Below are 11832 nucleotides of genomic sequence, written 5' to 3' on the forward strand. Positions count from 1 at the left end.
GGCTGGGACCCCACAGCCGTGCGCGATGCCATAATGGCATTGCATACCAGCGGACGACACATACAGGTGGGACATGGGCGGCACCGGATTCATGGGACTCGGCGGGTGGGAGTTCGTCATCCTCATCGTCGTGTTCCTCGTGATCGTCGGCCCGCAGCGGCTCCCGGGCGTCACGCGCCAGCTCGTGCAGTGGGTTCGCCAGGCCCGTCGATGGGTCGACGATTCCCGGGCGACCGTCGAGGACGAGATGGGCATCGCCATGGAGGATCTCAAGAAGTACGATCCTCGCCAGTACGACCCCCGTCGCATCATCCGGGAGGCCTGGGGCGACACCGATATCGAGGAGCTGCTGCCCAGCAAGGAGTCGCTCTCCGTCGCAGCCGGGGCCGGAGCGGCCGGCGCGGCGTCGAAGGCCAAGTCCTCCAAGAGCGGCAAGTCCTCCAAGGGCTCGAAGGACGACAGCCCTCAGCGGGCCCCCTTCGACCCCGAGGCCACCTGAGCCTCAGCACCTGCCCGGTGACCTGGTCCTCGGACCGAGCCACCGCGCGCCATGTCGGATGCTCACCGCGAGCGGGGTCTGACGCTCAGTGCCGCGCCACGGTGAGCGGCAGCTTCATACCTCCGAGCCCCCGCGGCTTGCGCACCAGCGCCCGGGCAACGCCCTTGAGCGCCATCGCCGTGGGGGAGTCCGGGGCCGAGAGCACCAGCGGCGTCCCCTGATCGGCGCCTTCGCGCAGGGCCGGGTCCAGGCCGATCCGTCCCAGCACGGGCACGTCGTGGCCGACGGCGCCCGCGAGGGTCTCGGCGACCCGGTCGCCGCCGCCGGAGCCGAAGACGTCCATCACGGTGCCGTCGGGCAGGGTCAGGCCGGCCATGTTCTCGACCACCCCGGCGATCTCCTGCTCCGTGGAGCTCGCGAGCGAGCCGACGCGTTCGGCGACCGAGGCGGCCGACTGCTGCGGCGTGGTCACCACGACCATCTGGGCACCGGGCAGCAGCTGCGCGACGGAGATCGCCACATCGCCGGTGCCGGGCGGGAGGTCCAGCAGCAGCACGTCCAGGTCGCCCCAGAACACGTCGGAGGCGAACTGCTCGATCGCCCGATGCATCTTCGGGCCGCGCCACACCACGGCCTGTCCCTCGGGCACGAACATCCCGATGCTCATCACGGCCACGCCGTGCGCCTCGGGCGGCATCAGCAGATCGGAGACCTTGGTGGGCTGGTCGGTGATGCCGAACATGCCGGGCATCGAGAAGCCGTGGATGTCGGCGTCGATGACCCCGACCCGCAGCCCGTCGGCGGCCATCGCGGCGGCGAGGTTCGCGGTCACGGTCGACTTGCCGACGCCGCCCTTGCCGGAGGAGATCGCATAGATGCGCGTGAGCGATCCGGGCTGGTTGAAGGGGATCTGGCGGCGCCCCTGGCGCAGGCGGTCGGTGAGCTCGCGCCGCTGCTGCTCGGTCATGGCGCTCGTGCTCACCTCGACCCGGCTGAGCCCGGGGACCGTCGCGGTCGCCTCGGCGGTGTCCCGCTCGATGCGGTCCCGCATGGGGCAGCCCTCGATGGTCAGCAGCACCTGCACCCGGGCGATGCCCTCGTCGTCCACGGTCACCGAGTCGACCATCCCGAGCTCGGTGATGGGCCGATGGATCTCGGGGTCGATCACCCCGGCCAGCGCCTCATGGATCTGGGCGACGCGGTCGTCGGCGGGCACGGAATCAGTGGCGGTCACAGAGTGTTCTGCTCCTTCGGGAGATCGGTGGAATCGGTGGAATCGGTGTAATCGGCGGCCGCTGCGGTGTCAGCGGTGGGGGAGGTATCGGCGGCATCGCGCGACTCGATGCGCTCGCGCTCGCTCAGCACGGCATCGATCTCCTCCCGCAGGATGGCGCGCAGCGCGTCGGCGTCGAGCGGGGACGCGGCACCGCGGGAGCCCCGGGAACCGCGCCCGCCGGGGGCGTCGCGGCTGTCATTCCCCTGCTGATCGGAGTCGAGCTCCTCGAGCAGGTCGCGCAGCTCGCCGCGCACGAAGTCACGGGTGGCGACGTCGTTGAGCGCGAGTCGCAGCGAGGCGATCTCGCGTGTGATGAAGTCCGTGGTCGCATGGTTGCGATCGTTGGACTGGCGATCCTGCTCGGCCTGCACGCGGTCGCGGTCGTCCTGGCGGTTCTGCGCGAGCAGCAGCAGGGGCGCGGCGTAGGAGGCCTGCAGGGACAGGATCAGCGTGAGCAGGGTGAAGTTCAGCGCGCGCGGATCGAACTGCGCGGAGACCGGGGCCAGGGAGTTCCAGGTCAGCCAGATCGCACAGAACAGCGTCATCCCGACCAGGAAGGCCGGGGTGCCCATCATGCGGGCGAAGCCCTCGGCGCCGCGACCGAAGGCGTCGCCGCGGAAGGGGTTGCGCAGGAGGGCGCTGCGGCGGGGCGACGGATCGTCGAGTGGTGCCGGGTTGTGCTCGGCCATCATCAGCCCTCCTTCGCGGTATCACGGGCGGTGGCCCGGGCGATCTCGGACAGATCGATCTGTCCGGTGGTGGGAACGGGTTCGTCCTGCTCGCGCCAGTCGTCGGGGAGCATATGGTCCAGCACGTCATCGACGGTGACGGCCCCCAGCAGTCGACCCTCCTCGTCGATCACCGGGATCGAGACGAGGTTGTAGGTGGCCATCTCGCGGGTCACGGCGGAGAGCGGTGCGGTGGGGCCCACGGCGACCTTGTCGTTGTCGAGGATCTCGCCCACGGGCCGGTCGGGGCGCTCCCGCAGCAGCTGCTGGAAGTGGACGATGCCCAGCAGCTTCCCGCTGGGGGTCTCCAGCGGGGAGCGGCACACGTGCACGGTCGAGGCTAGGGCGGCATGCAGCGCCTCCCGGCTGATCATGGCCAGGCAGTGCGCGACCGGGGTCTCCGGAGCCACGATGAGCGGCTCCGTGGTCATCATGCCGCCGGCGGTGTACTCGTCATACGCCAGCAGCCGACGGACGTCCTCAGCCTCTTCCGGCTCCATGAGGTTCAGCAGCTGGGAGGCGACCTGCTCGGGCAGCTCCTGGACGAGGTCCGCGGCGTCGTCGGGGTCCATCGCGTCGAGGATGTCCGCCGCACGGGTGGCATCCAGTCCGGTGACGACCTCGACCCGGATGTCCTCGGGCAGCTCCTCGAGCACGTTCGCGAGGCGCTCGTCGGCCAGCTCGCCAGCCAGCTCGATGCGACGCTTCGCATCGAGCTCCTGGAGGATCTCGGCGAGGTCGGCGGGGTTGAGGTCCTGGTAGGACGCGGCCAGCAGATGCGCGGACTGCTCCTCCTGGGTGCCGTAGAGGCCGGTGACCTCGTTCAGCTCCACCGTGAGGGTCTCGCCGCGGGAGACGAGACGGCTCAGCGAGCTGCCGCGACGGGGACGCCGCAGATGCAGCCGGGAGACCTCCCAGTCCTTGTGCCGGTTCTGGTCCAGCGCGATGTCCAGCACCGTCGCCCCGCCGGTGCCGTCGGTCAGGGTCACCGCACGATCCAGCAGGTCGCCGACCACCAGGAGCTCGCCGGAGCGCTTCTCGAAGCGACGCACGTTGAGCACCCCGGTGGAGATCACCTGCCCCGGGGAGATGGCGGTGACGCGCGTGATCGGGAGGAACACGCGTCTCTTGCCGGCGACCTCGACCACGAGGCCGACGGCACGCGCCGCGCCGCGCGACTGCGGAAGCACGACGATGTCCCGCACCCGTGCGACGGCATCCCCGAGGGGGTCGAAGACGGTGGTGCCGACCAGACGTGCCGCGTAGAAGCGGGGCTGCGACGTGGTGCTCACTGCCGGAGCTCTGCGATCCAGCGCTCGACGTCCTCGACCCGGCGCGGGGCGGCCGCGGAGAGGTTCTCCACGCCGTCCGCGGTCACCAGGACGTCGTCCTCGATGCGCACGCCGATGCCTCGCAGCTCCTCGGGGACCAGCAGGTCGTTCTCCTTGAAGTACAGCCCCGGCTCGATGGTGAAGACCATGCCGGGCTCGAGCTCCGCGTCGAGGTACATCTCGCGGCGGGCCTGGGCACAGTCGTGCACGTCCATGCCCAGGTGGTGGCTGGTGCCGTGGGGCATCCACCGTCGATGCCACTGACCGTCGGCGGAGAGCGACTCCGCGGCGGTGCCGGGCAGCAGGTCCCATTCCTCGAGGCGGGCGGCGAGGACCGTCATCGCCGCGGTGTGCAGGTCACGGAAGTGCAGTCCCGGGCGGGCGACGGCGAAGGCGGCATCGGCGGCTTCGAGAACGGCCTCGTAGACCTTCCGCTGGATGGGGGAGAAGGTCCCGGAGACCGGAAGGGTGCGGGTGACGTCCGCCGTGTACAGCGAGTCGATCTCGACACCGGCATCGATCAGCACCAGCTCGTCCTCGCGCACCGCGCCGGTGTTGCGGGTCCAGTGCAGGGTGCAGGCGTGGTCGCCGGCGGCGGCGATGGTGTCGTAGCCGACTCCGTTGCCCTCGGCGCGAGCAGCGGCCGCGAAGACGCCCTCGATGACGCGCTCGCCGCGCTCATGGCCCACGGCCTCGGGCAGGCGGGTGATGACGTCCTCGAAGCCGCGGATGGTCGCGTCGACCGCCGCGCGCATCTGGCGCACCTCGTACTCGTCCTTGACCAGGCGCAGCTCGCTCGCGGCCTCACGCAGCCGATCGAACTCCGCGGTGGCGTCGGCCCCGTCGGGGAGGCCGTTCTGGGTGCGGATCTCCTGGACCATCGCCTCCACGGAGGCGTCGACCGACGGCATGACCGACAGCGACAGCTGGGCCCCGACGTCCTTGGCGAGATGGTCGCGCAGCTCCTCGATGTGGCGCACCTCGATGCCCAGGCGCTGGGAGGCCTCGGCGACGGTGGGACGCCGCCCCACCCACATCTCGCCGTAGCGGGAGTCGGCATAGAACTCCGAGGTGTCGAAGCCGGCGCGGGGGCGGAAGAAGTAGGTCGCCACCGCACGCTCGGGATCCTCGGCCGAGGGCTCGACGACGAGCACGCTGTCGGGTTCCTCGTCGGTGCCCAGACCGGCGAAGTAGGCGAAGGCCGTCTCCGGGCGGAAGGGGTAGTCCGTGTCGTTGGAGCGGACCTTCAGCACGCCGGCGGGCAGGACCAGGCGCGTGGCGGGGAGGCGACGCACCAGGGCGTCACGGCGCGCGGGCGTGAAGTCCGCGGCGTCGCGGCGCTCGGCATCGGGGACGGTCTCGTCCCACCCGGAGGAGATGAACTCGCGGAAGGCCTCGTTGGTGGGCCGCTGGCTGCGGGTGTCTCCGCGGCTGGCGAGGTCCTTCGTGTCGTCCGTGCGATCAGTGCTGGTGTCGGTGCTCTCGGTGCTCACCCCCCGATGGTCTCACGAGGCGGACTACGCTGGGCGTATGAGTGAGCGGTCCAACCAGTCGCGCGCCACGCGCATCGACCTGCATGCCCACACGTCCTGGTCCGACGGCACCTGCGATGTGGCGGGCCTCTTCAGCCGTGCGCGGGCGGCCGATCTGGACGTACTCGCCCTCACCGACCACGACACGGTCGCAGGCTGGCCGGAGCTGCCTGACGCGGTCGCCGCGAGCGGCGTCGCCGCGGTGCCGGGCATCGAGGTCTCGGCCGAGCACGGGAGGCTGAGCGTCCACGTGCTGGCCCTGCTGGTGGATCCCTCGCCGGAGACCGAGCTGGCGGCCGAGATGGCGCGGGCTCGCGCCTCCCGCGTCGACCGCGCTCGCGCGATGGTCGAGCTGATCTCCCAGGACTACCCGATCACCTGGGACGACGTGCGGGCACAGGCGGCCGGCGAGTCGACCGTGATCGGGCGGCCCCACATCGCCGACGCCCTGGTCGCCTACGGGGCCGTCGCGGACCGCTCCGCCGCGTTCCAGGAGATCCTCAAACCGTCCGGGCCCTACTACGTGCCGTACTACGCGCCGTCACCGGTCGCGGCGGTGCGCGCGATCCGGGACGCCGGGGGAGTGGCGATCGTGGCCCATCCCGGCTCCGTGACCCGCGATGCGGACCTGCCCCTGGAGCTGCTCGAGGAGATGGTGGAGGTGGGACTGGCGGGGGTAGAGGTCGACCACCGGGAGCACGATGAGGCAGAACGCACGCGGCTGCGGGACTTCGCCGCCTCGCATGACCTCCTGATCACCGGCGGCAGCGATTACCATGGCGCGGGAAAACCCAACCGGCTCGGAGAGAACCTCACGCAGCCGGATGTCCTGGCCGCGGTCACCCACCGCGCCACGAGCAGCACCGAGGTCATACGCTAAGTGAACCTGGTCGACCTGAGCTTCCTCACGGGAGTGTTCGTCACCCTCTTCGTCATCATCGATCCCCCGGGGACCGTCCCGATCTTCCTCTCCCTGACCAGCACCATGACCGCGAAGCAGCGGTCCCGTGCGGCCCTCGTCGCCGTCGCGGTCGCGATGCTGATCATCACCGTGTTCGCGGTGTTCGGGCGCTTCATCCTCGACTACATGCACATCTCGTTGCCGGCGCTGCAGTTCTCCGGGGGCCTGCTGCTGCTGATCGTCGCCCTTCAGCTGCTGGCCGGCAAGGAGGGCGAGATGGCGGCGAGCGAGGGGGTGAACGTGGCCCTGGTGCCGCTGGGAACTCCGCTGCTGGGCGGTCCAGGAGCGATCGTGGCCGTGATGCTCTTCGTGCAGCAGGCCGGCGGCGAGGCCTCCCGGATCATCTCGCTCGTGGTCGCCATGGTGGCCCTGGCGCTGACGATGTATCTCGCGATGCGCTTCGCGGGGGTGATCGCCCGGGTGCTGGGCGACGGCGGCGTCACTCTCGTCACCCGGATCTCCGGCGTGCTGCTGGCGGCGATCAGCACCCAGATGATCTTCGACGCGATCCGTTCGTTCCTGGTCTCCTGGGGCGTCATCGCCGGCTGAGCCGGCTGATCGGCACGATTCGTGTCCAGGCGTGAGCAGGGCCTGAACAGGACGACGGCCCTGCCGCGAGCTGGTGCTCGCCGCAGGGCCGTCGTGATGTCCTGGAGGATCAGGCGTCGGAACCGGAGTTCTGCGTCTGCTGGCTCTCGCCGCCGCGGCTGCGACCGCGGCCGCCGCGGGAACGACGCCGACGCGTACGGTCCTCGCCGCTTCCCTCGGACGTCTTCTCGTTCCGCGAGCCGGTGTTCTCGCTCCGGGGGCCGGAGCCGCGGGACGAGACAGTGCCGGACGCTGCGTTCTCGGCCGTTGAACCCCTCGACGAAGCGCCGTTCGACGAGGAAGCACCCGAGTCGGAGACGACATCGCCGTTCACCCGGCGGGTGCGGGAGCGGGTACGACGGGGACGATCGTTCGCGCCGTCGGCCGGCTGCTCGCGCGGTGCGCGATTCTCACGAGGAGCCCGCTCTTCGCGAGGAGCCCGCTCTTCGCGAGGTGCCCGCTCTTCGCGGGGTGCGGAGCTGCGCTCTCCGCGCCCGCTGTCGCGACCACCACGACCTCCACGGCCACCGTCGCGTCCGCCACGCCCGCTCTCGCGAACGCCGTCGCGTCCGCCGCGGCCACCGTCGCGTCCGCCACGCCCGCTGTCGCGACCGCCGCGGCCCCCATCGGGACCGCCGAGATCCTCGAGCGTCTCGGCCTCGAGACCGTCGCGGGTGCGCTTGTTCTTGGGTAGCGTGCCCTTGGCCTCGGTGGGGATGTCGAGCTCGGTGTAGAGGTGATCCGAGGTCGAGTACGTCTCGACCGCCTCGGCGGACTCCAGCCCCAGCTGACGGGCGATGAGCCCCCAGCGCGCAAGGTCCTCCCAGTCGACGAAGGTCACCGCGGTGCCCTTCTTCCCTGCGCGACCGGTGCGACCGGTGCGGTGCAGGTAGGTCTTGTCGTCGTCCGGGCAGTTCCAGTTCACGACATGGGTGACGTCGGTGACGTCGATGCCGCGGGCGGCGACGTCGGTCGCGACCAGCACGTCGATCTTGCCGTTGCGGAACGCGCGCAGGGCCTGCTCGCGGGCACCCTGGCCGAGGTCGCCATGCAGCGGGGAGGCGGCGAAGCCACGATCGGCGAGATCGCCGGCCACCCGGTCCGCCTGGCGCTTCGTGCGCATGAAGATGATCGACAGGCCGCGCCCACGGGCCTGCAGGATCCGTGCCATGACCTCGATCTTGTCGAGCTGGTGCGCGCGGTAGACGACCTGCTTGATGTCGGCCTTGGTGCGGGCGCCGTCATCGGGGTCCTGGGCGCGGATGTGCGTGGGACGGTTCATGAAACGACGGGCCAGGGCCATGATCGGGCCGGGCATCGTCGCGGAGAAGAGCATGGTCTGGCGCGTGGTGGGCACGGCCTGCAGGAGCTTCTCGATGTCCTCGAGGAAGCCGAGGTCGAGCATCTCGTCGGCCTCGTCGAGCACCGCGGTGCGCACCTGCGACAGGTCCAGGTACTTCTGGCGCATGAGATCGATCAGACGACCCGGGGTGCCGACGACCACCTCGACGCCGCGCTCGAGCGCCTCGATCTGGGGCTCGTAGGCGCGACCGCCGTAGACGGTGAGGATGCGCACCGGCCGCTTGGCCGACGCGGCGATGAGGTCCTCGGCCACCTGTACCGCGAGCTCGCGGGTGGGCAGCACGATGAGGGCCTGCGGCTTGCCGATGGGGCGGTCGTCCGGATTGTCCTCGCCGGGGGCGATCGCCGCCTGCAGCAGGGGGATGCCGAAGCCGAGGGTCTTGCCGGTGCCCGTCTTCGCCTGGCCGATGATGTCGCGACCGCGCAGGGCGATCGGCAGGGTCATCGACTGGATCGGGAACGGATGGATGATCCCCTTCGCCGCGAGGGCGTCGACGATGTCGGAGCGGACGTCGAAGTCCGCGAAGGTCTGCTGGGGCTCGACGGCGACAGGAGCCTCGTTCGTGTTCGGGGTGCCGGAGCTCTGCTCGACGGCGGGGGAGGCCGACACGGCCTCATCGATGTGCGGGATGGATTCAGGCACCATTCAACTCTCTGGTCATGGGTAATCACTGCCATGGTAGCCCCCGGGGCTCCCTGCCACCCGTCATCAGCCCTCGCCGGCGTCGCTGACCTCGGGGAGCGGACTGACCGGATCCGTCGGGGTGACGCGTTCCTCGTCCGGCAGGCCCTCGCCCGGCTGGACCTCCTGGTCCTCGGGGATCGGGGCCTCGGGCGTCTCGGCACCGTCGGGGACCTCGAGCTCCGGGACCTCCGGCGGCATCTGGGTGCGCTGGATGGATACCGAGACCAGGCCCAGGCCGCCCATGACGATGTCGTCGTAGGCGACGAGGCGCCGGGTGTCCTTGTCGAAGTAGAGCATCCTGGCGGTGAGGTCGAGCGGGGCGTCGCCCTGCAGCACGGGCAGCACACCGCCTGAGGCCAGCGCGCCGCCGGTGGAGCCGACGGTGAACCAGTCCGTGCCCGACCCGTCCCGGTCCAGCTCCACCTTCGAGGTGTGCATGTGGCCCGAGAGCACCATCGGCACGCGACCCTCGAGTCCCTGGGGCTGCGTCGGATCATGCATCAGGGCGAGGTCGACCGGGGCCTCGGGGTGTGCCTCGTCGTAGGCGGTGATGGTGTCCCCGAGCTGGAACCCGCTCGCGGCCATCGCCTCGGTGCCCTCGCGCCAGCCGCCGGCGTCGGAGTCGTCGTCGGCGGCGAAGCGGGGATCGCCGATCCCGGCGATCCGCAGGCCGGCGACCTCGACGACCTCGTTGTCCACGACGGTCGCATTGGGCTGCTCGGCGATCTTCGCCGCGGACGCCGCGCCGTCGTGGTTGCCGCTGACGTAGACATAGGGGATCCCGAGCCCGCCGATCACGCTCAGCTGCTGGGTCTCCACCGGGGTGCCCCAGGAGACGATGTCGCCGGTGTCGATGACCATGTCGATCGCGAACTGCGTGTGCAGCTGTTCGATGACGTCGTAGGCCTGGGGGTTGTCGTGGATGTCGGAGACATGGAGGACCGAGATCAGGTTGTCCTCGTCGAGGCCCACGGGCAGGGAGTCCGCGGCGATGTACAGGGCGGAGACCTGTCCCACGAACTCCGCGAGGGTGCTGCGATAGTTCTGATAGTCGGCTGCCGTCGCCTGCCCGATGTCCGCGATGTAGGTCGCCTGCGACAGCAGGCCGTCGAACTTCGGCTGGTACAGGGAGTCGGGCCGGAAGGTCACGGAGGTCATCGCGACGGAGACGCCCACCAGCGCGACGGCGCTGCCACCGGCGACGAGCGCCCGGCGCACCCGTCGGAAGGTGAGGCCCACGACGAGACCGGCGCCGGCGGCGGCGAACAGGGCGTTGAGGACCGCATTGAGCGCGGCCGCACGGATGATCGCCTCCGGAGCGGTCCGGGTGAGCTCGGTGAAGCCCGTGCTGGAGTAGAAGAGCGCCTCGGCCTTGTCGATGTCGACGCCCTGCACCCGCGCCTCGATGCGCACCGGCGCCGTGTGGGTGTCGAAGGAGACCTCGCCGACGGGAGGCAGCAGGAGCACGGTCTCCGAGGTCAGCGAGGGGCGCAGGTGCACACTCGCGGTCAGCGGGCCGACGTCGGCCCGGGTCGCGGGGACCAGCATGAGGCCGACGATCGCCCCCAGCAGGGCGACGACCGTCGTGGTCGAGATGTGCAGCATCTTGAGGGCGCGCAGGCGGCGACGGCGACGTCGCGTCGAGGTCTCTGCGGCGGACTCCTCGTCGGGGGCCGCCTCCGCAGCGGTCCTGCCGTCAGCCGTCGGGCCCTCGACGGGTGAGTCGGTGGTGGTCGAGTCGTTCTCCGCCGAGTCCATCGCCGTCGAGTCGTCTGCCGCTGAGCCGCTAGGACCCGCACCCGTGGAGGGCCCGTGCTCCGCAGGAGAGCCCGCCGACTCGGACGGGCCGGGCCCCTCGGACGACGAGCTCATCGATGCTCAGCCGAGGAAGCCGACGCGGCGGGGCTCCTCGGTGGAGAGCTCCGCGTACGCGACCTTGGCGCCCGGGACGAGCACGGTGCGGCCCTTGTCGTCGACCAGGGTGACCGGGGAGCCCTCGGCGACCGCGGTGCTCAGACGCTCGAGGAGCTCGTCCGCCTTCTCCCCGGACTCGATGACGATCTCGCGGGGCGAGTGCTGGATGCCGATGCGGATCTCCATGGCGATGTCCTTCCCTCCGCCTCTGAGGCGGGGACGTCCGATGCTGAATGTCAGAAAGCCTACCCGGCGGATCAGGACGAGGAAGGGGCGTCCGCTCCCAGCGCAGAGCCGGTGGCCGCCGTGCCCTCCCGAGGCGTGAAACCGGCCAGTCCGTGCACCATGAAGGCGGACGTGACCTCGAGGATCTCCTCGCGCTCGACATCATCCTGCGCGTCGTGCAGCAGCAGCGCGGTGGTCTGGGTGGCGGCGATGAGCCCCCGTCCGATGATCCTCGACTGCGCCGTGCTCATCTCGCGGAATGCCGTGAGCACCTCGGCCAGGTCGATCGCCATCTGGTCGAGCACCGCGCTCGCCCGCTCCTGCACCTCGTCGGAGATCGACTCGTTGCCGGTGAACAGCCTCAAGGCGTTCTGGACGGAGATCAGCTCGTAGAAACGGGTGATCCCGTAGCGCACCCGCTGCGTCGTGTCGCCCTCGAAGGCGCCGATCTCCCTCACCTCCGCCAGGAGGCCCACGGCGATGATGTCGATGACCTCGAGGTACAGCGTCACCTTCGAGTCGAAGTGCTGGTAGAGAACGGGCTTGGTGACCCCGGCGGCCGCGGCGATGTCGTCCATCGAGGTGCCGTGATAGCCCTTCCGGGTGAACACCTGCGTGGCGAGCTCCAGGAGCTGGGTGCGACGCTGGGCGCGAGGCATCCGTGTGGTGGGTGACGGAGACATGCTCATCGACCTCCGGAGGGGATGACGGGGTCCGAGTGATGCGTGACA

At 70.5% G+C, this 11832-nt stretch carries 11 protein-coding genes; 3 read left to right on the forward strand and 8 right to left on the reverse strand.

What is annotated here, in order from left to right; all coding sequences use genetic code 11:
- The first annotated feature begins 73 nt into the window (after nt 1–73).
- Nucleotides 74–499, forward strand: coding sequence for a twin-arginine translocase TatA/TatE family subunit (locus ABD093_RS15370; protein WP_193116228.1), 426 nt, complete (start codon nt 74–76; stop codon nt 497–499).
- A gap of 85 nt (nt 500–584) precedes the next feature.
- On the opposite strand, the gene ABD093_RS15375 is transcribed toward ABD093_RS15370, so the two are convergent.
- From ABD093_RS15375 to ABD093_RS15390, 4 genes are read right to left on the reverse strand one after another with little or no spacing between them, the layout of a single operon-like run.
- Complete coding sequence (locus ABD093_RS15375) at nt 585–1733, reverse strand: Mrp/NBP35 family ATP-binding protein (protein ID WP_343925570.1); 1149 nt, start codon at nt 1731–1733, stop codon at nt 585–587.
- Nucleotides 1730–2467, reverse strand: coding sequence for a DUF1003 domain-containing protein (locus ABD093_RS15380; protein WP_377802324.1), 738 nt, complete (start codon nt 2465–2467; stop codon nt 1730–1732). Before ABD093_RS15380 ends, ABD093_RS15375 begins: the two co-directional genes overlap by 4 nt.
- Nucleotides 2467–3795 (reverse strand): magnesium transporter MgtE N-terminal domain-containing protein, encoded by a 1329-nt coding sequence (locus ABD093_RS15385; protein ID WP_343925572.1) that lies wholly within the window; start codon nt 3793–3795, stop codon nt 2467–2469. Before ABD093_RS15385 ends, ABD093_RS15380 begins: the two co-directional genes overlap by 1 nt.
- On the reverse strand, nt 3792–5327 hold the full coding sequence (locus tag ABD093_RS15390; RefSeq protein ID WP_343925574.1) for an aminopeptidase P family protein: 1536 nt from the start codon (nt 5325–5327) through the stop codon (nt 3792–3794). The genes ABD093_RS15385 and ABD093_RS15390 overlap by 4 nt, the downstream gene beginning before the upstream one ends.
- A gap of 37 nt (nt 5328–5364) precedes the next feature.
- On the opposite strand from ABD093_RS15390, the gene ABD093_RS15395 reads away from it, so the two are divergent.
- Nucleotides 5365–6246, forward strand: a complete 882-nt coding sequence (locus tag ABD093_RS15395; RefSeq protein WP_343925576.1) for a PHP domain-containing protein — start codon at nt 5365–5367, stop codon at nt 6244–6246.
- A complete protein-coding gene (locus ABD093_RS15400) occupies nt 6247–6876 on the forward strand; it encodes a MarC family protein (protein ID WP_343925578.1) in 630 nt (209 codons plus the stop codon).
- A gap of 109 nt (nt 6877–6985) precedes the next feature.
- Here ABD093_RS15400 and ABD093_RS15405 read toward each other — a convergent pair whose 3' ends face one another.
- From ABD093_RS15405 to ABD093_RS15420, 4 genes are all read right to left on the reverse strand, one after another.
- Nucleotides 6986–8923 carry a DEAD/DEAH box helicase gene (locus tag ABD093_RS15405; protein ID WP_343925580.1) on the reverse strand — a complete coding sequence of 646 codons (1938 nt, stop codon included), beginning with the start codon at nt 8921–8923 and terminating at the stop codon, nt 6986–6988.
- Nucleotides 8924–8986: 63 nt separating this feature from the next.
- A complete protein-coding gene (locus ABD093_RS15410; protein ID WP_343925582.1) occupies nt 8987–10834 on the reverse strand; it encodes a metallophosphoesterase family protein in 1848 nt (615 codons plus the stop codon).
- A gap of 6 nt (nt 10835–10840) precedes the next feature.
- Entirely contained in the window at nt 10841–11062 is a 222-nt protein-coding gene (locus tag ABD093_RS15415) for a DUF3107 domain-containing protein (protein ID WP_343925584.1), read from the reverse strand.
- 71 nt (nt 11063–11133) lie between these two features.
- Nucleotides 11134–11784 (reverse strand): TetR/AcrR family transcriptional regulator, encoded by a 651-nt coding sequence (locus ABD093_RS15420; protein WP_343925586.1) that lies wholly within the window; start codon nt 11782–11784, stop codon nt 11134–11136.
- Nucleotides 11785–11832: the final 48 nt, after the last annotated feature.

The organism is Brachybacterium tyrofermentans (genome assembly GCF_039526165.1).
GTDB classification, from domain to species: Bacteria; Actinomycetota; Actinomycetes; order Actinomycetales; family Dermabacteraceae; genus Brachybacterium; species Brachybacterium tyrofermentans.

Bases quoted from the DNA above. Each gene is read 5' to 3' on its own strand.
- ABD093_RS15370 (WP_193116228.1), top strand. From the start codon at position 74: ATGGGCGGCACCGGATTCATGGGACTCGGCGGGTGGGAGTTCGTCATC.
- ABD093_RS15380 (WP_377802324.1), bottom strand. From the start codon at position 2,467: ATGATGGCCGAGCACAACCCGGCACCACTCGACGATCCGTCGCCCCGC.
- ABD093_RS15395 (WP_343925576.1), top strand. From the start codon at position 5,365: ATGAGTGAGCGGTCCAACCAGTCGCGCGCCACGCGCATCGACCTGCAT.
- ABD093_RS15405 (WP_343925580.1), bottom strand. From the start codon at position 8,923: ATGGTGCCTGAATCCATCCCGCACATCGATGAGGCCGTGTCGGCCTCC.
- ABD093_RS15410 (WP_343925582.1), bottom strand. From the start codon at position 10,834: ATGAGCTCGTCGTCCGAGGGGCCCGGCCCGTCCGAGTCGGCGGGCTCT.
- ABD093_RS15415 (WP_343925584.1), bottom strand. From the start codon at position 11,062: ATGGAGATCCGCATCGGCATCCAGCACTCGCCCCGCGAGATCGTCATC.
- ABD093_RS15420 (WP_343925586.1), bottom strand. From the start codon at position 11,784: ATGTCTCCGTCACCCACCACACGGATGCCTCGCGCCCAGCGTCGCACC.